The sequence below is a fragment of the Pedobacter chinensis genome (assembly GCF_003339865.1).
Taxonomy (GTDB): domain Bacteria; phylum Bacteroidota; class Bacteroidia; order Sphingobacteriales; family Sphingobacteriaceae; genus Pedobacter; species Pedobacter chinensis.
Genome location: NZ_QPKV01000007.1, coordinates 85,309 through 111,200, shown reverse-complemented (window position 1 = coordinate 111,200; position 25,892 = coordinate 85,309). Strand labels below are relative to the sequence as shown.

The window sequence follows — 25,892 nt, the reverse complement described above, 5'->3', positions numbered from 1 at the left end:
TTTTAAAATTTTACGGTCGAATGTAAAGGAAGCCTTCACTGATTTGCACTATGTGGCACTCAAAGGCAGTGTTTGTCACTTATTGGCATCCAGTTTAGGTAAAGGCGGGTTAAAACTTTCCCTGATGAACTGATGCACATCGGACAGCTTGTAATATAATTTTCCGCTGATGGTATAATAAGGGAGCTTGCCTATGGAGCGATACCGTTGCAGGGAACGGTTGCTTATTTTCAGCATTTGCAATAAATCCTGATTGTCCAGCAATTCTTCGCCGTCTATACTGTTGCGTTTCTTTTGTAAATCGTCTATGTGGTTACCGAGAATGTCAAGCCTATCCATTATGCGTTCCATCCACGCCACAAATTCCATTTTGTCAATATTCATAGGGGTACGCTTTAATTATTACCTGATTTCAGCTTCCTGCCTTTTTCGATATAGCTTTTGCCTTTCGCCATAAGCTGCTCTACATATTCATCGGTCGTCTGCACAGCGTTAGCGTTGAGCATTTCCTTAATCGCACCAATCGTATAGTAATACTGTCCGTACATTTTTGAAAAAGCTATTTGCCCGTTGGTGCGCATACGCCATAGTGTCTTTTCGCTGATGTGGAGATACTGACAGACTTCGTGATTGTTGAGCCACAAGCTATCGTAGCTTGTATCTTCCAGTTTGAGGATGTATTCGCTAATGGCTTTCAGCCGTTCATTGAGGTGCTTCCACACTTCTTCATCAACCGTTATAATATTCATAGCACTGTTGTTTAATGTTCACAGGGCAAAATTCAGAAGTATGGCAGTGTTTGTCTGCCAATGCTTGCCCATTGGTTTGGCACTTTTTTGAAAATTTTTGCAATAATGAAAACCCCTGTTTAATAAGGTTTTTAGCATGTTTAGGTTATTCGGGAATAGCCTTTGCCAACATTTGCCAATTGGCAGATATGGGCAAAGAAAAAGCAGTACATTTCGTGTACTGCTTTGCTTTTACTTTCTAATCTTTTAGCTAAAGGTCTTTGTCCATATATTCTTCGAGGGAATTTTTAAGCTGGTCTAAAAATGCCGTTCGGGAACCGCTTCGGGTTTTCATGCGATGGAAAGAGTGATGTATGTCATTTAAGGGAGTTCGGAATAGCACCTGAAAAATCAATGCTAATTTTCGGATGCCTATTTTCCCGTATGCAATAGAATTTGAAGCATATAAAGCGTATATAAGTTCTATGAGCGCATTTTGAGAATTTGTCCATGATATATCTTTGTTCGCATCGCCATTCAGTAGAATAGTATCGGGATTTTTTTCGGGATTAATTTTGGTAAGCATATAAGTATAGAGTAATTCATTGGCTATGATATGGGCTATCTTGTTGTCATAATACGTTGAAAAACTAAGGTCAATTTCAAAAACACCGCTTTTTAATCCGTCGTGGTAATTGATTTGTCCGAGCCTAAAATAGCTACGGTCACGGTCTGTTCTGTCCGCACGGTAATATCGGTAAAAATCCTCATTGCAAATACTTTCTTTGTATTCTGATTTGAGAGTTTTCAATAAGTTCTCATAATAACTTTGATGTATTTGACCATTGGTCACAGGGCAGGTTGTTTCAATGCGGAATACCTTGTTGTAATAAATGAGTTTCCCTAAGATTTGAGGTTTGATACTCTTAAAAAAATCTATTTCTTGTTCTTCATTTGCAAATCCAGTCTGTAAGACTTTAGCTTTTATAGAACACAACATTTCATTAAGGAATAAGGTCATTTTGAAAGCCTCTTCCGAAGTTCGCATCATTTGAGAAGACAATTTACCTTCCTGATGCCGAATTTGCGATAGTATTTTACTCAACACGATTTCCATAGTATAGTTCTTTAGAAGTTAGCACTACTTATTTCGGAGTTGCAACTATTGTTGATATACCAAAATTTGGAAATAATATTGAACCCAATCCCACAGATTAACCCATATTGGGAAAGATTTATTTTTTAACTACGGTATTTTGAAAGCAGAAAAAGGGTTAAGTATGCTCCGACTTAACCCTTTTTTTATTAGATTTGCAGTAATGATTTACAAGGTAATCAAATGAAAGCGAGTGCAGTAAGCACCATTACTAAATCGTTACCGATAGCACTTCCGGTTCTTGTAAACTACTCTTTATTAGCCACTTTGGGCTATATTAATCTTTTTAGTAAAAAAACTGAATTTTAAAATCTAATTGGGCATCTTAACACGTCTTTCCCGTAAAGGCGGGATCCAATGTCATTAAGTTAGTGAAAAACAAAAAATAATTGTCATTCTAAACACAATGATGAATCTCTGACCTAAGGGCATTGTATCTGGTTTACTGCTGAATTGTTTTTGTAAGGGAGTTGTGCTGTTTATTAATTTTTGTGTTCCATTGCTTGGAAATTCTTCATTAATAACGTTATTTTCAATTGTACTCATGCTCGCTTCGCAGGTCTCCATTGCGTTCAGAATAACGGCGATTGTCTTAGGAATAAGAGACTTCATAAAAACAGCATAAATGACGTGGAGATTCCTCAGGTAATTTCCCGCAGATGCCGTTGATTAAGCAGATAAAAAATAAAGTCTGCGTAATTTTCTTAAATCTGTGAGATATTATTTCTTTAAGAATTAAGTTAAAATTTTGATTAACAGTAAAATATAAAAACACGTCAATGGTAGCCTAAAGAACTTTCTATAATCGAAAAAACAATTTGTCCTTCGATTACGCCAAGGATGACATTATTTTTTGTTTTCTCCTTAAGTTAACCTGAGTTCGGGATAAGTTCAACATCAGGATAATGTTACCCTTTAGCGTTCGTAATTTATTTATCAATTTTGTAGCATAATCCCACCACATCATGGTTGTTTTAACTCCGAAGACTGATATGATGATTGGCATTTATGCGTATAATGGGTCGCAAAAATTTGGGCGCTAGCATATTTATTCTTTTTGTTCATTAATAGAATAAAAGCTGGTTTATGCTGAAACTTAACAAGATTTTAAAAGATTTTTATTTATTCTTTACTATATTATACTAATTTTTATATGCTAGCTAAGAGTATGTAAATTGAAAGCTTATGATTCCCGCCAATAATATTTATTTTCTAAAATCAATTGATCAGTTAAAACAACCCATTAAACCGATTATTTTTATTTTTATTGGTATGGTTATAATGTCCTGTAAGGGAAATGTTACAGATAATGCAGATCATAAAAAATATACTGACTCGATATTGGATAGTACCAATACCTTATTGCGCGCTAATAAATATAAGCAGGCTGAGGCTTTTATAGATAATGCTTACCTGAAAATTTCGAAACCTGGCCCTTCTGATCTTTGGCAAAAATATGACTACAAAGTTAACCAATATCTTAATTTTGAACACAATACTGCAAAGGCCAGAATATTCGCAGACAGTATGCTTTTTGTTTTAAAGGACAAATCTCAAATTTATAAAAAAGAGTATGCTCATGCCCTTTTCTCGCAAGGAGAAGTACTTATGGCCGAAAAAAGGTTCTATGAAGCGTTTAAGCGTTATTATGACGGCCGGGCATTTGCATATCAGTATCTTGAACCTTGTGATTATTATCACTTTAGTAACAAACTGGGTTACGTAAAGTATTTGCAACAAGAATACATTAATGCGATTAAATATTATAAGCAAGGATTAACTGAAAACTTTCATTGTGGACCAAACAGAGATTTTAATGATTCTTTTCTATATCCACAAAGTAACCTTAACAGTATAGCCTTATGCTATGAACATTTAAAAATGCCTGATAGTGCAGTTTATTATTATCAGCAGGCTTTAAAAATTATTAAGGAACGTGCAAAAGTTTTCCCTGATAGAGAACATTTCACTACTTTGGCTAGAGGTGTTGTTTTAGGGAATCTTGGCGGTGTTAATTTGCAATTAAATAATTATATAGAAGCAGAAAAAAATTTAAAAGAAAGTATAAAAATTAACGACCATGTTAGATATGAACAGCAAGATGCGCAAACAGCAAAACTTAAGCTTGCTAACCTTTATATCAAGCTTTCGCGTTTTGGAGAAGCAGATCAATTATTAAATGAAGTTCAACAGTTTTTAAGCATAAGAGGAGTTAACAACTTCGGATTGGAATCGATTAGATTAAAATGGCTTGAATTAAAATCACTTAACTTCCAGAGTTTAAAAAAATATGATCGGGCTTTTGAATACCAGCGGAGGTATTATCAAACTAAGGATTCAACGAGTTCTGCAAATCTAGGTTTGAAGAACACCGATATGGAGGAGGTTTTTAAGAATACAGAAAGACAGCATAAACTTGTTTTACTCAATAAGGATAATGAGTTGAAAACCATTTTCCTTGTTGCGTTAGGTATTATCCTGTTCCTGGCGATATGTCTGTTGTTGCTCGTGATGTATTACCTGAAAAATTCAAAAAAGAGGAATTTATTGCTTGCTGAAAGAAATATACAAACCCAAAGAAGTCTTAAATCATTGGAAGAAAGCCAGGAGCAGAATTCCAATTTACTTAAAGTGGTTGCTCATGATCTACGAAATCCAATCGGAGGGATTACGGTTGGCGCAGCTATGATCCTGGAAGATCCAGGATTATCTTCCGAAAGCAGGGCACTTATGCAATTAATGCTGGCATCAGGGCAAAAGTCTATTGAACTTGTTAATGATCTTCTTAAAGTAAATACAATTGTAAGGGAGCTTGAAAAAGAACCAGTTGATTTGTATGCAATGTTGGGCTATTGTATTGAGCTTTTAAGGTTCAAGGCTGAACAAAAGAAACAAGTACTCAAACTTCAGGCTGTCCAGGCTACACTTGCCTTAAACCGGGAAAAAATATGGCGTGTTATCAGTAATCTGATCTCGAATGCAATTAAGTTTAGTCCTGAAAAATCGATAATAAATGTAAGCATGGAAAATTCTAATGATGGTATCGTTATTAAAGTTCAGGATTATGGAATAGGAATACCGGATCATTTGAAAGAGGGCCTTTTTGATATGTTTACCGAGTCTAAAAGAACAGGCACCAGTGGAGAGGAAACTTTTGGATTAGGACTTGCAATCAGTAAACAAATTGTAGGGGCACATGGTGGAAAGATATGGTTCAAAAGCAAACCAAACGAGGGCACAACATTTTATGTTAAACTTCCAATCGCCAATTAAATCACTTTATTAGTCTTAACCATGCATTCCCATCAAATTTATCGGTAAAGTTATTGATTAACCGAAGGTGGGCAGGCTTTGATACATAACGGAATGCGATGCTCATAAACTTCGGAGTGGCTGTATTTTGTATATCTGAAAAATAGGCTGGGTTGTATTTGTACAAAGAACGGGCATCTTTTTCATTATCATAAAACTTATGGAAAGTAAGATCTGAGCTATACTCCGGTAGGTTTTGTTTTTGATTTAGGTAAGTGTCTTCCTGCACGTTTACCACCGCCTGCTTAGTGAGCCATTCAGTTGAATTTTCTTTCAAAACCTTGTTTACGATTGCTTTTTTGTTGGCCAAAATAGCTGGTAAATCGCCAAAATACCTGAGCCGCTGCGCTGCCGACTGTAGTGTATAATTAGTGCTTTTGGGCAGATAAAGCGCTTCTCTGTCATAATATTCCAACAGGCTTTCCAGATATTCTTTACGGCTTACGGGTAGTAAAAGCGGCACGTCGGCTTTTTTAACAAACCAATAGCGGTAAACATGTTCGTAGGTGTTTTTCCTGATTTCGTTCTCTGGCACATCCTGCCAGAAGCCCTTATCAGAATTAATGATCTCTATCAGCTCCTGATTTTTTGCAGATAAATAATTCAATAATTCAATTTTTGGTGATGCTATACCAGCTTTGAAGTTTTTCCAATCCTTATAAGCATAATTACCCAAGTTATCGCTAAATGCGTTAGACAGGTATCTATCCAAAGTATTTAGCGGCAGGCTGTTTACGTAAACTCTTAGCACCGTGTTATATTCACTATTACGTTCCACTTTATTTCTGATGCAGAGATATTCGTGAAAGGCTGTTTGGAAGCGATAATCTGCCAATCTTACATTGCCTGCGTATTGGTAGCCTTCTGTAGAGTAATAGGTTTCCCAATTGCCACCGGCAAGTGTGAAGTTAGTACGGCTTTGCTGTTCGAGATTTTCGATCTGGTTAAGCACTTGCTTGCCCGTTGCCTTTTCGGATGTTGTGGATAGCTTTTTAAAATATTCGGCCCTTGCTAATGGCCATGGATATTGATCGGAAGTAAAGTATTTACCAGGTTTGGCCTGCAATTCTTCTTTTGCTGCGCACGGATCTCCGATCTGGGGAGCAATGCCGCTAATCAAAAAATGTTCGGTTCTGTAATCTTCAAAGGCTTCATTATCTACAATTGGTTTTGTAGCGGTATTTTGGGTCGGGCTGTTTTTTGCATCTGGGTTTGGCGCTTTACTGGTGGTGACTTTGTCCACTGTTTTGTTAACAGCTTTTTCTACACCATCTGCAGTTTTATTTACAGCTTTTTCCACGGTTTTATCCATCGTTTGGTTTACTTTTTTTTCTACGGCCTGTTCGGCTTTTTCTTTCAGTTTTTTTAAAACTTGTGCCTGGCTGTTGCTACCTATCACTAACAGTAGTAACGTAAAAAGTAATTTTATCATTTTCATTTCTATTTTAATTAAAGGATTAAAACATTATTTATTTTTTATCATGGGTAGTGGCCTATGTTTATGCTGCTGCTTTTAAAAAATGGATGAATTTGTTTAAGTCTTTACCATATTGATTTTCATTGTTTGTTCACGGGCATAACAAACTCTCCTGATATATTTACCGATTTGTTTTTGCAGGCCATTACATCGCCCATATTCCAAATAGTACCGCTGAAACTTCCGGATACGATGGCTCCGTTTTCGTTTTTATATTCCGTTAATGTGAGCGATCCAGTGGAGGATCTCCCGTTTTTGCAGCCATTGCCATCTTTTACCAGCTCATCTGTAGCATTGCTGTAACCATCAGTGCTTTCTGTTTTAAGATAAATTATACTAACGGTACCTGCGGGATTGCTGCTCGTTGCAAAAGCCATATTGCCGGTTTTCGGATGCTCGGATGCTATCGATACCGTTTTTTGATCGACTGCATGCGTAAACGTCACACCGAATTCGCCGCTATTGCTCACATACAATGCTGCCATGTTTCCGGTTGGCTGATAAGCTCCTCCAGTGTAAATATCCCTATCCGTAAATACGGATTCCACGCCGTTGATGGTAAATTTGGCATAATACTTATCTATAATTGTGATCTGGCTTAGCAGGATAAGTTTTATGGTTTTGTTTTCACGGGTAGCCTCTATGTCTACAGATACGTTTACCGTATTGGGGTTGGGGGCTTTGTCTGGTGCAGTATAAGTGGCTTTAGAACCATGAGCCTTCAGTTTCCCAGTGGTAGGTGAGAGTCGCCATTCTTTAAAATCCAGTCTGTAACCCTTCAGCTGCTCCATCCTCGTGCTCAGGTCGGTTAGCTTTGGCAGGGGCGCCAGGTCTTCATCATCTACTTCTTTTGGATACATGGGGATAAGCGGTGCCAGTTCGTCCAGCTCTTCCTGTGGTGTGCCTTTGGTTTTAGAAAAGCCGTTTACATACAGCTGTACTTGTCCTTTTACTTTTACAGTAGCTTTTTGGGGCGAAAGCCGGAAATCTATTAACTTGCCCGTAACCCAGTCGCTGAAATGGGTGGTTTGCACAGACAATGTTTTGGCAGTTTCATCTGTTATTGTATTGCGGTAGCCCAGCCAGGTGCCGTCACTTTTTTGTGTTGCGATCCAGCAAAGTCCAGGCTGCAGGTCGGCCCCGTATTTCATGGTAATGGTAATGGGCTTAGCAAAATTTACGTCTTCGGGGCTAAGCCTGAATCCGTTGCCAGCACCAAGCGGCGCTTCATTGGTAATGGCCTGTATGCCGATAGTCGTGTTGACACTGAGTGCACCTGCAGGAATATCCAAGGTGAGTTGTCCGTCGGGCGACTGCACGCGACCACCATCAGTTCCTATCTGTTGTGTATAAATAGTACCCATGGTTGTTCCTTTTGGGGTAACAGCAGGTTTGAGTGTTGAGAAATCAATTTCTTTTTCTTTTCCGCCAGCATCCGGATTGTTTTTACACGACAGCAGCAGGCAGGCAAGGATTACAACCAATGGTGTACAGGGTAAAAGTAATTTTATCGTTTTCATTTCTATTTTAACTAAGGGGAAAACATCATTTATTTTTTATAAGCATTGAAATTTATTGGCTGATAAGACTGCGTAGGCCTGTTTCCAAAGAAATAATTATAGACGTAGTCATAATTAAACTGGTTGAGGATAGTTTCCATATAGTGCCGGTCGCCATCGAGTGTTCGTGTCAGCGGCGGCATCCACCGGATAACAAGCCATAGCGGTTCGCTGGTTGCACTCGCTTCTTTCACACCTTTTTTTAGTTTCAGCAACGGAAAAAAGGTCGAACAGCCATCACAGTTTTGATAGGTGCCAGATGCCGTCTTAAAATTTGAAAACGTTGAGTTTTCGTCTGCATTGGCGAAATCAAAAAGATTGAGTTGTGTGCTTTCTGGCAGATACACTTTTTCGTTCGCCTTTGCGCTGAATTTATTTTTAAAGATCTGAAATCCTCTGTTTGCCCGTGCTTTCAGGTCAATATCTTTGCTGCCCCCATTAATGGCTATCTGGTACATCATTGGAAGCTGCTTTTCCACTTGCCTGATAAATTCGCCTACGGTAACCTGCTCAAAGGGCAGTGGCTGGCTGTTTTTCGTCATAATGACCGTATAAAAATCATCTTTCCCAGCGGTAACCTGACCATTGGGGATGTAATAGTGGTCGTAATTTTTCAGATTTGGATGATTGTTGAAATTCTGGAATTTCGCCGCCTCTGCATACCAGGTTTTGTCGAGCGAACCTTTTAATCCGATATCATAACGCGGCATCAAAAAATAATATTCCTCGGGTGTAGACAGCGAAACTATTTGCTGCGAAATGGTTTCCAAGCCGTTGGCCTCTATCAGCCACCTGATATGATGGTCGGTTTCTGGTACAAATTTTCCGTTGGCATCTTTTTTCAGGAAGAGCGATAACTTGGCGTAAGCTCCGTAATTATAGGGCAAGGCACGGCGGTTGTTTTTTTCGGCTTCGTTATAGTCATAGTATTTGCTCGTTACCGGTTCGGATTTGGGAGGTACAAAGACGAACAATCTTGCATCGCCGAGCATTCCTTTCGGCGCATAGGTCTGCTGTATCCAGGTAAGCATGTGCTGGGCGTACCCGATCTGTTTTGCCGTATAGCTGCGGTCTTGATTGGTTAGCGGTTGCGGCGGCGTTTTAAATTCGATCTTCTTCATCCAGCCGATGTCAAGAGTGGCGTAAGCCTCCCGCTTCGATTGTGCCTGGCTGCTGTTGCCGCACATCACGAACAGCAGTACCGCAAAAAGCGATTGTATCTTTTTCATTTTTGTATTTTTATGTATCGAATAATGGAATGATTTTTCTAACGTCCGCCGTAAGGCAGGTTATTATTTTTTTTATAATAAGCGGTATGTCCTATATAATATGCTTCATTATAGGTAGCCGGGTTTCTGGTGGGCGGCGCCGTAAATAGCCTGTAAACAACCCTACCGTCATTGTACCTGAATGTGATCGTAAAATCCTCAATGCTGTATGTTCCCTTTCCACCGATACAATTGTTTTTATTGGTTGAAAAAATTCCCTTGTCATCAAATGTTCCATCCTTTTTAAAATGGATTACAAACTGGCATCCTGGATCGCTGAGGTAATTGAGCTTAGGGTCTTTGCCCCAATCGGACGACACATGGGTGTATGCTCCTTCAATCCGCAGACCATCCACAGGCAGGAACTTGTAAAAGCCATAACTATACCCATCCTTTTCCATTTGGATATCCGATTTTTTTGTAACCGCTATCTCGTCATATTTATTTTTAAATTTTCCTTTGTTGCCCTGCATGGTAAATTTGCCCCATGATTCTGGTTGAAACGATCTGTTAACGTTTATCAATCCCTCATAAGGCACATTCGGAAAATAATCGCCGTTAGGATAGATAAGATATAAGTCATCCAGCGTTTTTGGGTTCGCATAAATTGAAGTAGCGATCCGTCTGTTCATCCATAACTCAGGTTTACCTGTTGATTTGTCAGCAGCGGCTGTGTTTTTTCGCTGTATATTGTCTGGGCCTAAATCGTTTGCTTTCGTAGCTTCGCCTTTTAAAACGAGGCTACCGAAAAAGGTTTCCATTTCTTTCTGAAAGGCATCGGTATTGGTCATACTGGAAATATTGATCAGCTTACCGTTTTTACTGCTGCTTATTAAAATTGCAGCCCCTTTTATACCGTTTTTTTCAAATGGGGCAGAGCCTATCCTGCTTTCCCAGCCATTATCTGTGCTGCCTGGCTGCATGGTGGCTTTGCCTGTGCCCAGCGTTTCCTGCATCAGCGATTGCCAGCTGATATCAAAATTGGTTTGCGCATCAATACCAGCTTCTACGCCTTTGTAAAGCGTAATGATACAAAAGCCTTTTGGCGTTTCTTTGGTAAAGCTGAGGGTTCCTGGCTTTACAGATTTTTGCCATCCTTTGGGAGCGGTATATGCTACCATATCAAATAGCTCCTTTTGCTGGCACGATGCCTGTATACCTGCCAACAGCATAATTGGGATAAAAAACCATTGTTTCATTGCTTGTTCATTATTGATTATAAAATGGGTTTCCGCCAACAAAAACGAGCTCGCTGGTAGCAGTAATCTTATTGTTAAATACACCGCTAAATGACTTGGTGATTTTCCTGCCGTCAGCATAATTGAGGATTAGTGTGAAGCTTTTTATTTCATAGGTGCCATTTCCGGGCGCTCTTTCCGGATATTGATTTGGCATTGAAAAGTTGGAAACGAATGCGCCCAGATCCTTGAAAGTACCAGCAGCCGTAAATTCAATCATAGGCTGCGGTTCGGTGGCGTTGTAAGGATAGTTTGGAATGGTTGACCAATTGGGTATAGTATTGTATTTTCCAGAAAGTTTTACACCATCCACAGAGGCCAGCTTATACACATGGTTGGTATAGCCAACCTTTTCCAGTTCCGTATCACTTATCTTTTTTACCTGAATGGTTTCATACTGATTGGTAAAGGTTCCTGTACTGCCATTCATTGCAAAAGTTCCCCAGGTACCTCCAGTCTGGTTTCTGGAAAAATTTAAAAAACCGTCTATTGGTAGCTGGTTAAAATAATCTCCATTGGACAGTACGATCTTCCAATCTAAATTAGCCCAGTTACCGGTTGAACCAGTTTTCAGTCCCATCCATATTTCGAAAGGTGGTTTACTGTCATTATTATTTTCATCTGGTTTATTTTTGTCTTTTGAGCAAGATAGCATTACTAAAAATGATACAATTGTTAAGTATAAAATGCACTTTTTCATAGGAATAAAAATTTAAATTGTTTGCAGTGTAAAATTGGTGTACTTTACTGTTTGGTACAATCCCGAAAAAAGTGGAATTTTAAGAAAGAAAAAATCCCCTGAAAAAGGGATTGATGATATGGGCTAACCAATCGTAATTTGCATCATGAGAAAGTGGCTCCTGATTTTTGTTTGTTGTTTATATACGGTCTCTGCTCAAAGCCAACGTGCACAAGACAGTTTGCTGAATGTTTTAAAGTCAGCAAAGGAAGACGAAAACAAAGTGTTATTGCTGATCAAAATCGGACAGGAATTTGAAAACTCGGATTTGGAAAAAGCGAAGTCCTATTATATACAAGCACGAACTTTAGGAAACAAAATCAACTACCCTTTAACAGAAGTGAAGTTCATTAGCAATTACACTTACGCACTTAATATGCAGGGAAAAATTGACTCTTCCTTGTTTTGGAATATCAAAGGCATTGAAGAAGCCAAAAAACTAAACGACGATGAACATTTAGCTAAGGCCTATTTCAACACGGGGACTTCGTATCAACATTTGTCCGATTATCAATCGGCAGTTGAAAATTATCAAAAGGGCTTAAAATTGTTTGACAAGATTGACAATAAAGCCTATATGGCTCAAGCCAATGATATTTTGCAGGTGCTGTACACCTCGATGAGACAATACGATATGGCAAAAAAACACGGAAAAAAGGCGGTTGCAGAATTCCGGCACCTCGGCCAGCCCAAAATGTTGACGTATTCACTTAACAATTTAGGAGTGGTTTACGGAAGCATCAACCAAAAAGATTCGGCGTATATCTATTTCAATGAAGCAGCGCAAATCGCAAGTAAAATCAATGATGAGGTTTTATTGGCTGCCATCGAACTAAATCTTGCCGATGTATATCTTTGGAAAAAGCAATTGGATGAAAGCAAAAAACACTATGAATTAGCGCTGAAAAACGCCCAAAAACATGATTTACGCGATAGTGAAAGTACAGCATTACGTGGGTTTTCATATTATTATATGTACACCAGAGATTATGAAAAATCCCTGCAGTTCGCCGAAAATGCTTTAACTATTTCCCAAAAACATCAACTGCTAGATGAAAAGATTCTGATTTTAGCACAACTGGCTTCTTTGGCATACATCTCAAAAGACATTTGGAAGGCAAAAGCGTATGAAAACGAATCGAAACAACTGCAAGATAGTTTATTGAATGAGCAAATACTGAATAATACCATCAATATCGAAAAGAAATTCGAATTGGATAAAAAGAATACACAACTCACTCTTCAAGATGAAAAAATTAATCGCCAGAACTTGGTAAATTGGTTTTTAATCGCTGGTTTAATCTCTCTTATTGTAATTTCTACTTTAGGTTACCGAAATTATAACCATCGCAAAAAAATACAGGAACAACGTATCAGGGAGCTTGAAACAGAAAAGCAGTTATTGGCCACTCAATCATTATTGAAAGGACAACAGGATGAGCGTAGCCGCTTGGCCAAAGACCTGCATGACGGGCTGGGCGGAATGCTGAGCGGTGTAAAACTACAATTAGGAGCTATGAAAGGAAATCTTATCTTAACAGAAGAAAATGGAATGTTGTTCAATAGTGCGCTGAACAAACTGGATGCATCTATCTCTGAAATGCGCCGTGTGGCACATAATATGATGCCCGAAGCCCTGATCCGATTTGGTTTGGAACAAGCACTGCATGACTATTGCAACAGCATCAGCACTTCGGGTATATTTGTTATCGATACTGAATTTTATGGTCTTGAAAAAAGACTGGATGCTGCCACTGAAGTAACCATTTACCGTATCGTTCAGGAACTGGTCAATAATGCGATAAAACACTCTGGCGCTCAACATGTACTTGTTCAAGTGGTTAGACGTGAGCAGTTGCTTACCATTACAGTTGAAGATAACGGCAAAGGTTTCGATACAACTGGATGGGAACAAAAAAACACTGCAGGCCTGCAGAACATACGTTCAAGGGTCGATTATTTGCGAGGCCGCATGGATGTTAAATCACAGCAGGGCAAAGGCACTTCGGTATATATCGAATGTACAATAGAAGACAATGGATAAAATAAAAGTGTTGGTGGTAGATGACCACCCGATGGTATTGGAAGGTATGCAAGCCATGCTTTCGCAGATTGATTTTGTATTTATTGCTGGTCTTGCACGTAATGCATATCAGGCGATGGAACTGATCAAGGCAGATATGCCAGATATTTTGATTACCGACATCAGCATGCCCGAAATTGGTGGGGTAGAGCTTGCTGCAAAACTCAGAAAAGAATATCCAGTTATTAAAATCATTGCCATGAGCACTTTTAACGAACGAAGCCTGATCTCGCAGATGGTGCAGCAAGGTGCATCGGGCTATCTGCTTAAAAGTGCTTCAAGAGAACAAATTGAAGAAGCCATTATTACTGTAAACGGAAACAAGCTATACATGAGTTTAGAACTCGAACTGAGTAAAAAGGAACAAGATGAAATGGGCAAGGTACCAATGCTCACCAGCCGGGAGAAGGAAGTGCTGTCTCTTATAGCCGAAGGTTTTACAAATTCGCAAATTGCAGAAAAATTATTTGTAAGCCCATATACTGTTGACAGCCATCGTAAAAACCTACTTACAAAATTTGATGTAAATAATACCGCTGGTTTGATAAAACTGGCAGCAAAACACGGGTTGGTATAAAAACTTGTAGATAACAATTTGATGAATGACGGTTTTCAATATTGGTTCAGGTAGGAGGGTAAAAGAATTCCTTTAGCCTAGCCCTTTAAAGGGCTTAGGCATAAGTGATCAAAAATGGGTTACTGCGAAGTGGTTATGGCATTTTCTTTATGTTTTGTTATACCTGACCTATAGATTTGTCGTTCCATATTCTCAACCTTAATTCAGGGAAACGGATTACGGCAGCAATCCATGCAACGGCTTCAAAAGCCATCGGAAATAAAATGCTTTGATGATGCTGCAAATGGGTAGCAATTGCACCACCTAAATAGGACGATAATAATAGTGTTCCGAGGATTCCTGTTCTGGGATAAAGGAATAAAATAACTGAAAAAATCTCAATCATCCCTAAAACAGAATATGTGCCTGCCGATAGGCCAAACGATGCTCCCGTTTGTAAAGCATGCTCACTTCCTATAATTTTGTCAATTGCCGATGCGCCAAGCATCAGGCCAATCAACCCGCTTAATACCCAACCCGTAATATTTTTTGTTTTTGCTTTCATCTTTTTAAAATTTATCATTCATACTATAAGGCCATACCGCCATCAATGAAAAACTCCCCACCAGTAATAAAAGAAGATACCGTATGATCAGAAAGATAGGCAACCATTTTAGCCACATCTTCGGGTTTTCCCATTTTTGCAAGCGGTACCTGGCTGATGATCATATCTTTCATGCCCTGTAATGTTTCCTCATCCATACCAAATTTATTCTGCATATCTGTTTCAGTTGGTCCGGGATTCACTGTGTTTACCCTTATTTTTCTTGGTGCAAGTTCCTTCGCTGCAATTTTTGCCAAATGACCAACCGCAGACTTGCTCGCTGAATAGACAGCACTATTTTCCATGACCAGAGCGGTATTGCCTGAAGCTAAAAAGATAACAGAAGCTCCATCATTAAGAATGGGAACGAATTTCTGAAGTGTAAAAAAGCTGCCTTTGAAGTTAACATCAACCATGGTGTCAAATTGTTCTTCTGAAGTATATTCAATTGGCGCAAAGAAGGCTACGCCTGCATTGATAAACAAAACATCCACTTTGCCTAAAGAATTCTTTACTTCAGCCACCAGATCATCAATATGCTGCAAATTTGCCTGATCAGTAAGTTTTGCTTTTACACCGAGTTCTTTAGAAGCCTTATCTAATGCAGTTTCCCTTTTTCCTGTTATTATTACGGTTGCACCCTGTGATTTGAATTCTTTTGCGGTAGCATAACCAATACCACTATTTCCGCCTGTAATTACAACTACTTTGTTTTTAAATTTTTCCATTTTAAAATTATTTTAATTGAAGCACAAAGTTGAAAGATTAATACGGTATGTTTGTAACCAATTACTAAAAGGTAAGTAGTTACAAACAAGATAGTATGAAAAATAAATCATCTGATATTGCCTGCGATAACGTACATTCTGCCATTCAGGATACGCTTTATGTGGTTAATGGAAAATGGAAACTCGTTATTCTTTCCATATTGGTAAACAATGGAACCAAGCGCTTTGGGGAACTGTCAAGAGCATCAGGAATCTCCCCACGGATATTATCTAAGGAATTGCATGAACTTGAAATAAATCAGCTCGTTAGCAGAAAAGTTTGTGATACAAAGCCCATTACTGTTGAATATTCATCAACGGAGTACGCCGAAACGCTTAAAGAAGTAATAGATGCCATGATTCGCTGGGGTCAAAACCACAGAAGAAAGATTATTGGGCAATAGTTGGATTTTGGAGGTTTTATATCGGCCTCCAGCATAAAAAAAGTAACCGAAGTTATCTTATTGATTTTAGAAGAAGAAACTCAAAACGAAAACGATTTAACTATATAATTTATGCCCATAATAGTGAACTTGGAATTCAACGGTTGTACCACGATTAAACCTTAGTCTAAATTTGAGCTGACGGTTTTAAATGCTGGCACAAACCGTTGAATTGAAATGCGATATTGCTCGCATGATGCAATATGAAAAATTAACCGATGTTAAATATAACACCTGTCAATTCCTCGGTCAGTTTCCACAATTGTTTGGCGCCGGCTTCGTCTAAAGAATACGGTTTTACACCATTGGGTATTGATGAATCAACAGCTAATTCAGCAATGTCAACATCTTCGAGGTATACACCACCCGTTTCATTTAGTAGTGGGCTCGTAGCGGCCCAAACCGTTGTAGCCGCACCTTGCGGAATGATTTTTAGCGATGCAATCACTTCCTGCACCGGATTTCCTTTGTCATCGTAAAAGCCAAATTGCTGCAACAGTTCCAATGGTGCTTCTCTGGTTAACTCCGTTCCCCAAACATTACCGGGGTGCACTGAATATGCGCTTACCCCGAATGATTGAGCACGATTGTTCAGTTCAAGTGAAAACAGGTTGATAGCGGTTTTTGACTGTCCATAAGCTTGCAATGTTTCATATTCACGATGTTCAAAATTCGGATCTTCAAAATTAAAAGATGCAAAATGGTGTCCCAGGGAGGAAACATTGATCACTCTTGCGCCATTTGCTTTTTTTAATGCTTTCCACAATCTGGCAGTAAGCTGAAACACTGCCAGATAATTGGTTGCCAATTGCGATTCGATGCCTCTTGAATCGCGACGCAAGGGCACAAACATAATTCCTGCATTGTTAATGAGCAAGTGCGCTGGTCTGCCAGAAGCCAAAAACTTTCCGGCAAAGCGGTCGATTGAACCGGGATTGATCAAATCCATTTCCTCTATTTCAACATTGGCAATTCCTAGCAGGTTTTCCCTTGCTTTTTCGACATTTCTTGCAGGAACAATAACTGTTGCCCCTGCTTTGGAAAGGGTTTTTACCGTTTCTAAACCAATGCCTGTGTTACCGCCTGTAACGATGGCAATTTTACCTTTAAGGTCTATTCCTTTAATTACATCATTTGTAGTTGATGTTGCGTTAAATCCTGAACCAATGGGTTTCTGTAACGCTCCTTTATAATTGTTCTGTACCATTTTATCATTATTTTGTTAATAGCAAAGGTTGATTATACAAACCCCTGGCTATCTTGTTCAAAAGTTCATTGCCAGGGAGATAAATATCAAACAAACAGTAGTGTTCGTGGAACCAGAATGCCTTTAAGCTATCGTTTAACATAATTATTGCATCAGACTGATATTTGTCATGCCTCCATCTGAAAGGATTTCAGTTCCGACAATAAAGGAAGAATCATCAGCGGCAAGGAAAACCGCTGCTTTTCCAATATCAGAAGGTAATCCCATTCTGCCTACTGGAATCAGGTCTTTCCAAACCTGTTTAACCTGTTCTACTTTTTCCTGCGGTACTATTTTACCAAATACCGGTGTATCAATAGAACCGGGCGACAATGTGTTTACTCTGATTTTTCTTTCTAACAAATCAAGTGATAAACCTTTAGCCAGCGATATAACCGCTGCTTTAGCCGCTCCATATATCGTCATTCCCGGTGCTGCACGGTGTGCTGCGCTGGAACCAATGAGAATGATAGATGCTCCATCATTTAAGTACGGAAGTGCTTTTTGTACAGTAAAGTAAGCACTCTTCAAATTTAAATTCATATACTGGTCATAGTTGTCTTCCGTAACATCAGTAATGGCCGCCATCGGACTGCCATCTACTATACCACCGGCATTAACCACCACCGTATCAATCTTGCCGAACCTGTTAAAGGTATCTTTGAAAATCTGTTCCAGCTCTTCCATCTTTGTCACATCGCCTTTGATGCCTATAAAATCTGTTCCAAGTTCCTTAACAGATTGGTCAAGTGTATCCTGATTTCTTCCTGTGATCGTGCCGATTGCACCTTCATTTTTGAACGCTTCTGCGATGCCGAACCCGATGCCACTATTGCCTCCTGTTATTACTGCTACTTTGTTTTTTAATTTGCTCATTTTGTCTTTTTTAAAATCATTAAATTCCATAAATACCACCCGAAACGGATATTTTTTCGCCCGTAATCCATGCTGCATCATCTGAAGCAAGAAATACGGCTACTCTTGCAATATCTTCTGGCTGACCGGTACGGCCAAGTGGTGTATTGGCAATTAGTTTGGCTTCAAAATCGCTGCCGATAAAGCCTGCACTATGCGAACCTTCAGTTTCCACAACGCCTGGTAAAATAGAATTGATACGGATATTTTTTCCACTAAACTCCTTCGACAAAGCAATTGTAATGGCATCTAACGCAGCCTTCGTAGCAGAATATACCGACCCGGTTGGTAATGGTGTATTGCTTGCACCTGAACTGATGTTGATGATATTGCCACCTTTATCACCAAAAAGTTTTATAGCTGCCTGGATAGCAAGTATGGATCCCAAAACATTGATATTGAATTGTTGATGAAAAGTTTCTGATGATATCTGTTCAATCGGCTCGTATAGATATATACCTGCATTGTTTACCAAAATATCCAGCGTGCCGAAAGCATTTTTTGTTTCTTCAAACAATCTGACCACATCAGTTTCTTTTGATACATCACCCTGCACGGAAACTGCTGTGCCTCCGTTATTGGTTATGGTTTTTACTACTTTCTCTGCACCTTCTTTGCTCGAAACATAATTCACAACAACCTTTGCACCCTCTGCCGCAAAATATTTAGCAATAGATGCGCCTATTCCTTTTGATGCTCCCGTAACTACGGCTACTTTGTTCTTTAATTTATTCATTTCCTATATTTATTGAATTCTTAAGCTGCAAAGTTAGATCAGAGAAATATATTTTAGTAACTTTGTAACGAAAAGTAACAGTAACCTTCAAGTAACAAAGCAACTTATGGAGTGCAAAAAAGAATTTCAAGAGGACCGCAAAAAAGAAATGATGGCGATCCACGATGCAATGGATGTGTTGAGCGGGAAATGGAAAATCTATATCATCTCATCTATCTGCCATTACAACAAAAGAAGATTTTCTGACATTTTGAATGATGTAGTGGGTATTTCGAACAAAATGTTGAGCAAGGAATTAAAGGAACTGGAAACAAACAAATTGGTTGAACGAACCGTTTTAAGCACGCACCCTGTAACTGTTCAGTATGAACTTACCAAACACGGCAAAACGTTACAGACCATCATTAACAACCTAACGGATTGGGGAATAGAACACCGAAAGGAAATCATCGGGAAAAATTAAAATGTTTCGCTTACTTATTTTATTGCCGTTGTTGAGATTAACAAGGACATTCTCCATTCAATAATGACAGACTGGTACCCGAACTGCCTGGATTCAAGTTTCCCAACCTTCTTTTTGAAAGGTAATAGATTTCCAGATGATTATGAAATTGAAGAGTTTTAATATTTTGTCTGATAATTAAATAAAAACATGGCTTTCGGATTTCAAAAATATATGTTTCTTTCTCTGTTGTTGTTCTCACTACAATCGAGATCGCAAGAAAGTTCTCCAAAAATGGATGTTTTAGCGGATGTAAAAGAGCGCGGAACAGGAAGCTTTCAGGAAAAGGTACATATTCATTTTGATAGACAGTTCTATGCAGTGGGTGATACTGCGTGGTTCAAAGGATATATAGTTTATGGGGAAGAAAATATACCTAGCGATAAAAGCAGCGTACTGCATATTGACCTTATCGATGCGACTGCTAAAGTCAGGAAAAATATTTCAGTTCCTATACATGTTGGATTTGCAAGAGGTTATTTTTCATTTCCAGACAGCCTGGAAGGTGGCAGTTACCTCATTAGAGGGTACACAGAAAATATTATTGATTCTAAGAGATCAGGTTTTTTTAAAAAGATCCTTATGCTTATTGATAAATCCCCGGAGAAAGATCAGCTCACTATAAAAAAAATTTCGGGGGAAGAGGGGAGACAATTTTTTTTGCCAGCGAAAGACACAAAATACAATATAGAGACTTTTCCGAAAGGGCAAGGGTTGGTTGATGGTTTGGCAAACACGGTCGGAATAAAGGTAATCGATGATAAAGGTTTTGGAATAAGAGCGAAAGGACGTTTGGTCGATCAGTCAGATCGACTGATTGATACTTTCAGTATAATGCATTCCGGGATAGGATCAATTACGTTCACACCAAAATTCAGTTCTACTTATTCAGCGGAAATTACTTTTAGTGATAGCACAAAAAAAAAGATTGATTTACAAGATGTAAGAAAAAATGGTTATTCTATTTGGGTAAGGGATGGTCATGCCGATACACTTTCGATAGTACTGGAAGCAAGCAACGCATATATCAATGGCAATGAAATCATATTTCTTCCTTTGTCAGAAGAGGGGCCTTTGTTTGAATTCAAGACCAGATTCCCTGATAGGCAGATCAATTTAGATATTCCGAGATATAAGCTTCCAAACGGAATATTGAATCTTATGATCATCAATGAAAAAAAAGAATTAGAAGCAGAAAGGTTGGTATTCAACTGGGTGCCAGGTGTATCAGGCATTGAAATCTTAAACCGAAAAAAATCGTATAAAAAGAAAAGTTTGATTGAATTGGAAGTACAGGTAAGGGATAAATTCGGTAAACCGGTTCCGGGGAGTTTTTCAGTATCAGTAAACCATTCTGACAACCTTCCTTTCGATGAAGTTCAAGAAACATCGATTTTGAGTGATCTCTTGCTCACTGCAAATCTCGACTTCCCGGTTCAAAAACCAAACTATTACTTCACAGCCCCATTACTCGGAAAGGATAAAGAACTTAATGAACTGTTGTTGACTCATAGAAACGATAGATCGTTTTTTGGAAAAAAACTCGTAAATGGCCCCGAGCATCCAAAAGGCTTTGAGTTTAACGGGCGGATCGTTTCAAAAAGCAAAACCAATCTGGGAGGTATCAAGATTACTTTATTAATAGGCTCCCTTACCCATGGTTTGTTAATTGATACATTGACGGATGATAAGGGAAGATTTGTTTTTATGCTTCCGGATAGTTTAATCTATGAACCAATGAGGATAGATGTTAATGGCAGATCTAATATTGAATACCAGATAATACCTGATAATAATTTCGTGGCAACAATAGATGAGAGATATGTTAAATCTTTGCTAAGTCCTACTTCTGATCCATCAGATGTGGCGTTACTCCAAAAATATATGGCCATTTCAGCAGATAACCGTAGCAAAAAGCTCATTCAAAATCGGTCTATAGGTTTAGCCGAAGTCAAAATTTCTGGTAATCGTTCTTTGAATAAATTGCCGAAGAATTCTCATTCTGTCAATTTAAATGGCCCTGGAGGAGCCGATCAGATTTTTACAGGCGAAATACTTTCCAAGTTAACCAGCATGGGACAGATTTACTCTCTTTTAACAGGGGTTGATCCTTATGGAAACCTTTGGTCGAATGTAGGAACAAATAACCCTAAAGTTTTATTATTGGTAGATGGCACAGAAGGCTTTTCTTTAGGGGATATTAATCCGGGCGATGTAGAGAGCGTAGAGTTTATGAAATCTGCAGGATATATAGGGACTTATGGCATAAAGGGATCGGGTGGGGTTCTGCTGATCACTACAAAAAGAGGTAGTAATTCCGGCGATGCTGCTTTAAAGAATAGTGTTTCTCTGCCCCCGTTGTTTCAAAAACAAGTTGTATTCACTGCACCAAAATTTAATGATGCGCCAAGTGCACAGCAGGAACTTGGTAAAACATTATACTGGAACCCTGATTTAATTACTGATGTTAATGGAAGGGTAACATTAAAATTTTTAAATAGCACTCAGCCCGGTGCATATTCAATAATTTTTGAAGGAATAACATCAACCGGGGAAGTATTCAGAAAAACATTTACTTATCAGGTAGAATGATCGTAGTAAAATATTGTTTTGCGAGTAATAAGAAAGAGAAATGATGGCTTATGATTTAACATGGATAATCTGTGTTTCATAAAAACAACAAAGAAGATCTTAATGCAAGCGCTGAAATGTAAGTTTGTTTTTAATATTATCATTACTAACTTTATGAAAATGAATCATATACTCTCTAATCAATTATCTGCACATAACTGCCTTCAGAGGTTTATTTTAAAGCTCAACCGAAATCCATGTTCTAAACACAAAATATAATTAATAAATCTAAAGCGATATGAGAAATCAACGATCTCTAAAAAATTTAAAATGTTTGTTTTGGGTTTTTATGACCCTAAGTTTATTGAGTTGTAGAAAAGATAAAGATGATGATAAGCTGAACTTATATGAAGGTACATGGGAAATGAAATCGTCAGTAAATGGGTTGAATGGAGTTCGAACAGATTATTCTTCGGGCAATGGAAATATAATAATCTTAAGCGGTTCATCTTATGAAATATTTTCCAATCATCAACCTGTTACAAAAGGTACTTTTCAGATCGTTCAGGAAACGAGTATTTTAACGAATGCCATGAAAAACAGAATCATTTACGATAATAGCAGTGATGTACGAACTTTTATAGAAAAAAAAGATAATAACCTTACTCTTTTTATTGATGCCTATGATGGTCCAAGCACAATATATGTAAAGAAATAAACACAGAATAGCAAATATGCATTTAAATTCCTCTCTCAAAGGCTAGAAGAAATCCTTCAATTGGATTGATTACCCTTAAAAGGAGGGACAAAAGGAAGCAGTGATACAATAGCAGGAATTAGAAGAAGTAGTAATTACTCCTGACGATGATGAAGACAATAGGTGTCACTTTTGATGGAAAGCTTTCATACTATAATCTCCAACCAGATTCTTATGTGGTAACTGATCACTTTAGTAAGTTTATGGGTGCAAAGGTGATCGACATGAAACAAGAAATCAAATTTTAAGTACTCCCAATAATGAAATAAGTGAAATTTGTAAAAAAGAATATCTTTACGGTTGTCGGTATTGTCGTACTTCTTTTCTTGGTTTCGCCATTGAAAGCGCAAATGGTTGATTATCAGCGGCAGTTAGATAGTGTCTTTTCCGTGGTGGGCAAACAATATGATTCCATATCAAAAAAAGTTATCATTTGGAACAAATCGTGGGAAGATCCAAATAATAACAGGTTAAAGTTGCTGCCAGTTTTAAAATGGAAATACACTGAAAAGGCAGAGCCATCGTTAGTCATCTCCGATGCAATCTCACAAATTGTGGCAATTGATAGTATAGAAAGCTCTGTGTATGTATATGATATTAAAAGTTCAGATTTATCGTTAAAAGCTCGCTCCACACCTTTCATTTTAGAATTGTCTAAAAAAAACGAGAAATTCAGACAGATCATTTTTCATGTATTTTTTTGATAAAGACAAGGTTTTTTTATTTAATTATAAGCACGATTACGAAATACTGCAAAAACAAAAAACACCTTTAAATTAAATAAAGATGGTTTTTGAATTTTCGTAATCTCTATGGTACGTTTGTCGAACCAATTTCTGGAAGATTCGGAGAAGTTAGCTAATATTTACAAAAGATATAATACTCAACTAACTGCCGGGTTCGACGTTAACCATAACAAAGTTAAAGCAAACGCTACCATGAAAATGCCAGAACAATTCATTTCTGTTGATAGGAGAGAGGGTTTGCTTCGAAAAACACCTTAATTATTTCTTCCACAGCAAACCAAAAAGCACTGAAATAAAACCCAATGCTGATTGACTTTATTCCTGGAAACCGACTAATAGCATTGCTAATGATTATCATCAGCGCTTATCGCAGGCAGGAGTATTCAGGACCCGATAGCGAAACCCGATCCCCATTGTCGTCCTTGTTTTGCTTACAACATTCAGGGGTTTGCAAACTTACGTGCCGTTCTTCCTGCAGACCTTTGTAAAAACAAAGATCGACACTATGAGCATAAAACAAATCGCATTGGGCGGCCAGGGGCTGACCGTCCCTGTTATCGGGTTAGGCTGTATGGGCATGACCGGGTTCGAAGAGGGCCATATGTACGGGCCGGCCGATGAGCAGGAAGCTATCGCAACCATCCACCGTTCATTAGCATTAGGCGGCAACTTTTTAGACACGGCTGATCTGTACGGCCCGCTAAAGAACGAGCAGCTTATTGCAAAAGCTATTGCAGGTAACCGCGACAAATATATTATCGCCACCAAGTTTGGATGGGAGATAGATGACAGCAACAAAGTGACCTGGGCCATCAACGGCAAAAAAGCCTATGTTAAAAAGGCACTGGAACGTTCGCTTAAAAATCTTAACACCGATTACATCGACCTGTATTATCTGCATCGCCTTGATAAAAATACGCCGATCGAAGAAACGGTCGAAGCCATGAGCGAACTGGTTAAGGAAGGAAAGATCGGTTATATAGGTTTGTCAGAGGTATCTTCAGAAACGGTAAAACGAGCCCATGCAGTTCATCCGATCACGGCAGTACAAAGCGAATATTCTTTATTTGAGCGCACGGTGGAGGAACGCGGCGTACTGAACACGCTTATTGAATTGGGTATAGGCTTCGTGGCCTACTCGCCGCTGGGTCGCGGATTCTTATCGGGCCAGATCCGTAGCATAGATGATCTGCCCGAAAAAGATTTCCGCCGGGCTATTCCCCGTTTCCAGGAGGCGCACTTTTATAAGAATATCGAACTGGTGAGGGCAATAGAAGAACTGGCAAGGCAAAAGGATGTTACCTCATCGCAATTGGCGCTGGCCTGGATCATGACCAAAGGGATATTGCCCATACCGGGCACAAAGCGCAGCAAATATGTGGAACAGAATATCGCGGCCACCAACATCCGGCTAAGTGATGAAGACCTCGTCACATTGGAAAATATTGTTCCGCTTGGCACCGATACCGGTAAACCATACGATGAATTTAGCATGGGACTTATTGATTGATCATTAACGGTTATAATATAATAATCATAAATTAGTGTTATGAACGCCATCAAGTCCATTTCAGAATTTCATCGCTTGTTGTCTTTACCTGAGCCACGCCATCCATTGGTCAGCGTCATCAACCTAAAAGAGAGTGTTTTTCTGGAAGACGATATCTGGAAAGGTTTTGTCAACCGGTTCTATTGTGTTGCCCTGAAGCGAGAGGCCACGGGCAAGATCAGGTATGGGCAGCAGCATTATGATTATGATAAAGGGGTGCTGAGTTTTACTGCGCCTAACCAGGTACAGTATCTCGATCTCCAAAACACGCGATGCGGATCGGGCTACCTGCTGATCTTTCACCCGGATTTTCTGCTGCATCACCCATTGGCGAAGAATATCGGCACTTACGGCTTTTTCTCTTACGCGGTGAACGAGGCACTTCATCTCTCTGCCGAAGAGGAGGACGACCTTATCACGATCCTGACCAAGATCAACAAAGAGTGCCAGCATATAGACAGGCACACGCAGGAGATCATCTTATCCCAGATAGAATTGCTCTTGAGTTACTCCAAGCGCTTTTACGAGCGGCAATTCATTACCCGTAAAAACAATAACCATCAACTGCTCAGCAGGTTTGAAGAGCTTGTTGATGACTATTTTAATACAGGTGCCGCCGTCCGGCACGGGCTGTTGACCGTGCAATATCTGGCAGGGCTGATGAATTTATCGCCCAACTATTTAAGTGATCTTCTGCGCGTGCATACCGGACAAAACACCCAGCAGCATATCCACGAAAAACTCATTGAGAAAGCGAAAGAGAAGCTGACCACGACAGAGCTCTCTGTCAGTGAGATCGCATATGCCTTGGGTTTCGAACACGCCCAATCGTTTAGCACGCTGTTTAAAAAGAAAACGAAGACATCACCCTTGGAATTCCGGACTTCATTTAATTGAGGCATCGCTTTTTTAAGAGCAAGTTTCGCTTTCTCAGCGACCT

General features: G+C 39.0%; 25 protein-coding genes. 12 read left to right on the top strand and 13 right to left on the bottom strand.

What is annotated here, in order from left to right:
* Positions 1 to 75: 75 nt before the first annotated feature.
* The 3 genes from DU508_RS17165 to DU508_RS17150 form a co-directional block, all read right to left on the bottom strand.
* Entirely contained in the window at positions 76 to 384 is a 309-nt protein-coding gene (locus DU508_RS17165; RefSeq protein WP_002978404.1) for a helix-turn-helix domain-containing protein, read from the bottom strand.
* 11 nt (positions 385 to 395) lie between these two features.
* Positions 396 to 749 carry a helix-turn-helix domain-containing protein gene (locus DU508_RS17160; protein WP_024566644.1) on the bottom strand — a complete coding sequence of 118 codons (354 nt, stop codon included), beginning with the start codon at positions 747 to 749 and terminating at the stop codon, positions 396 to 398.
* A gap of 250 nt (positions 750 to 999) precedes the next feature.
* Positions 1,000 to 1,845, bottom strand: coding sequence for an RteC domain-containing protein (locus DU508_RS17150; protein ID WP_115403997.1), 846 nt, complete (start codon positions 1,843 to 1,845; stop codon positions 1,000 to 1,002).
* A gap of 222 nt (positions 1,846 to 2,067) precedes the next feature.
* Here DU508_RS17150 and DU508_RS24210 point away from each other — a divergent pair, with 222 nt between their 5' ends.
* Entirely contained in the window at positions 2,068 to 2,193 is a 126-nt protein-coding gene (locus DU508_RS24210; RefSeq protein WP_262511029.1) for a hypothetical protein, read from the top strand.
* A gap of 876 nt (positions 2,194 to 3,069) precedes the next feature.
* Entirely contained in the window at positions 3,070 to 5,157 is a 2,088-nt protein-coding gene (locus DU508_RS17140) for a tetratricopeptide repeat-containing sensor histidine kinase (RefSeq protein ID WP_115403995.1), read from the top strand.
* A 1-nt stretch (position 5,158) separates the two neighbouring features.
* Here the strand turns inward: DU508_RS17140 and DU508_RS17135 are convergent, their stop codons facing one another.
* From DU508_RS17135 to DU508_RS17115, 5 genes are all read right to left on the bottom strand, one after another.
* Positions 5,159 to 6,628 (bottom strand): hypothetical protein, encoded by a 1,470-nt coding sequence (locus DU508_RS17135; RefSeq protein WP_147273655.1) that lies wholly within the window; start codon positions 6,626 to 6,628, stop codon positions 5,159 to 5,161.
* Between the two features lie 125 nt (positions 6,629 to 6,753).
* Positions 6,754 to 8,193: a hypothetical protein gene (locus DU508_RS17130; protein WP_115403993.1), complete on the bottom strand. Its 1,440-nt coding sequence runs from the start codon at positions 8,191 to 8,193 to the stop codon at positions 6,754 to 6,756.
* Between the two features lie 29 nt (positions 8,194 to 8,222).
* Positions 8,223 to 9,461 (bottom strand): hypothetical protein, encoded by a 1,239-nt coding sequence (locus DU508_RS17125; RefSeq protein WP_147273654.1) that lies wholly within the window; start codon positions 9,459 to 9,461, stop codon positions 8,223 to 8,225.
* A 38-nt stretch (positions 9,462 to 9,499) separates the two neighbouring features.
* Positions 9,500 to 10,699 (bottom strand): hypothetical protein, encoded by a 1,200-nt coding sequence (locus DU508_RS17120; protein WP_147273653.1) that lies wholly within the window; start codon positions 10,697 to 10,699, stop codon positions 9,500 to 9,502.
* A gap of 10 nt (positions 10,700 to 10,709) precedes the next feature.
* Positions 10,710 to 11,438 carry a hypothetical protein gene (locus DU508_RS17115; protein ID WP_115403990.1) on the bottom strand — a complete coding sequence of 243 codons (729 nt, stop codon included), beginning with the start codon at positions 11,436 to 11,438 and terminating at the stop codon, positions 10,710 to 10,712.
* A 145-nt stretch (positions 11,439 to 11,583) separates the two neighbouring features.
* Here DU508_RS17115 and DU508_RS17110 point away from each other — a divergent pair, with 145 nt between their 5' ends.
* Together DU508_RS17110 and DU508_RS17105 are read left to right on the top strand one after the other, a co-directional pair.
* Positions 11,584 to 13,521: a tetratricopeptide repeat-containing sensor histidine kinase gene (locus DU508_RS17110; RefSeq protein ID WP_115403989.1), complete on the top strand. Its 1,938-nt coding sequence runs from the start codon at positions 11,584 to 11,586 to the stop codon at positions 13,519 to 13,521.
* The gene (locus DU508_RS17105) at positions 13,514 to 14,137 is read left to right on the top strand and encodes a response regulator (RefSeq protein ID WP_115403988.1); all 624 of its coding nucleotides are present in this window, start codon (positions 13,514 to 13,516) and stop codon (positions 14,135 to 14,137) included. The genes DU508_RS17110 and DU508_RS17105 overlap by 8 nt, the downstream gene beginning before the upstream one ends.
* Positions 14,138 to 14,294: 157 nt before the next feature.
* Here the strand turns inward: DU508_RS17105 and DU508_RS17100 are convergent, their stop codons facing one another.
* Both DU508_RS17100 and DU508_RS17095 read right to left on the bottom strand, forming a co-directional pair.
* On the bottom strand, positions 14,295 to 14,681 hold the full coding sequence (locus DU508_RS17100; protein WP_115404123.1) for a DoxX family protein: 387 nt from the start codon (positions 14,679 to 14,681) through the stop codon (positions 14,295 to 14,297).
* A gap of 23 nt (positions 14,682 to 14,704) precedes the next feature.
* On the bottom strand, positions 14,705 to 15,448 hold the full coding sequence (locus DU508_RS17095; RefSeq protein WP_115403987.1) for an SDR family oxidoreductase: 744 nt from the start codon (positions 15,446 to 15,448) through the stop codon (positions 14,705 to 14,707).
* Positions 15,449 to 15,543: 95 nt separating this feature from the next.
* Here DU508_RS17095 and DU508_RS17090 point away from each other — a divergent pair, with 95 nt between their 5' ends.
* Positions 15,544 to 15,891 carry a winged helix-turn-helix transcriptional regulator gene (locus tag DU508_RS17090; protein WP_115403986.1) on the top strand — a complete coding sequence of 116 codons (348 nt, stop codon included), beginning with the start codon at positions 15,544 to 15,546 and terminating at the stop codon, positions 15,889 to 15,891.
* A 250-nt stretch (positions 15,892 to 16,141) separates the two neighbouring features.
* Here the strand turns inward: DU508_RS17090 and DU508_RS17085 are convergent, their stop codons facing one another.
* From DU508_RS17085 to DU508_RS17075, 3 genes are all read right to left on the bottom strand, one after another.
* The gene (locus DU508_RS17085; RefSeq protein WP_115403985.1) at positions 16,142 to 17,137 is read right to left on the bottom strand and encodes an SDR family NAD(P)-dependent oxidoreductase; all 996 of its coding nucleotides are present in this window, start codon (positions 17,135 to 17,137) and stop codon (positions 16,142 to 16,144) included.
* A 144-nt stretch (positions 17,138 to 17,281) separates the two neighbouring features.
* Positions 17,282 to 18,052: a glucose 1-dehydrogenase gene (locus DU508_RS17080; RefSeq protein ID WP_115404122.1), complete on the bottom strand. Its 771-nt coding sequence runs from the start codon at positions 18,050 to 18,052 to the stop codon at positions 17,282 to 17,284.
* A gap of 19 nt (positions 18,053 to 18,071) precedes the next feature.
* Positions 18,072 to 18,827, bottom strand: a complete 756-nt coding sequence (locus DU508_RS17075; protein WP_115403984.1) for an SDR family NAD(P)-dependent oxidoreductase — start codon at positions 18,825 to 18,827, stop codon at positions 18,072 to 18,074.
* 106 nt (positions 18,828 to 18,933) lie between these two features.
* Between DU508_RS17075 and DU508_RS17070 the strand changes: the two genes are divergently transcribed.
* The 7 genes from DU508_RS17070 (at position 18,934) to DU508_RS17040 (ending at position 25,849) form a co-directional block, all read left to right on the top strand.
* Entirely contained in the window at positions 18,934 to 19,290 is a 357-nt protein-coding gene (locus DU508_RS17070) for a winged helix-turn-helix transcriptional regulator (RefSeq protein ID WP_115403983.1), read from the top strand.
* Positions 19,291 to 19,479: 189 nt separating this feature from the next.
* Positions 19,480 to 21,921: a hypothetical protein gene (locus DU508_RS17065; protein ID WP_115403982.1), complete on the top strand. Its 2,442-nt coding sequence runs from the start codon at positions 19,480 to 19,482 to the stop codon at positions 21,919 to 21,921.
* Between the two features lie 277 nt (positions 21,922 to 22,198).
* Positions 22,199 to 22,618 (top strand): hypothetical protein, encoded by a 420-nt coding sequence (locus tag DU508_RS17060; RefSeq protein WP_147273652.1) that lies wholly within the window; start codon positions 22,199 to 22,201, stop codon positions 22,616 to 22,618.
* A 146-nt stretch (positions 22,619 to 22,764) separates the two neighbouring features.
* Positions 22,765 to 22,905: a hypothetical protein gene (locus DU508_RS23890; RefSeq protein ID WP_158542197.1), complete on the top strand. Its 141-nt coding sequence runs from the start codon at positions 22,765 to 22,767 to the stop codon at positions 22,903 to 22,905.
* 21 nt (positions 22,906 to 22,926) lie between these two features.
* Positions 22,927 to 23,361, top strand: coding sequence for a hypothetical protein (locus DU508_RS17055; RefSeq protein ID WP_147273651.1), 435 nt, complete (start codon positions 22,927 to 22,929; stop codon positions 23,359 to 23,361).
* Positions 23,362 to 23,908: 547 nt separating this feature from the next.
* On the top strand, positions 23,909 to 24,913 hold the full coding sequence (locus DU508_RS17045; protein WP_115403978.1) for an aldo/keto reductase: 1,005 nt from the start codon (positions 23,909 to 23,911) through the stop codon (positions 24,911 to 24,913).
* Between the two features lie 39 nt (positions 24,914 to 24,952).
* Entirely contained in the window at positions 24,953 to 25,849 is an 897-nt protein-coding gene (locus DU508_RS17040) for a helix-turn-helix domain-containing protein (protein WP_115403977.1), read from the top strand.
* Positions 25,850 to 25,892: the final 43 nt, after the last annotated feature.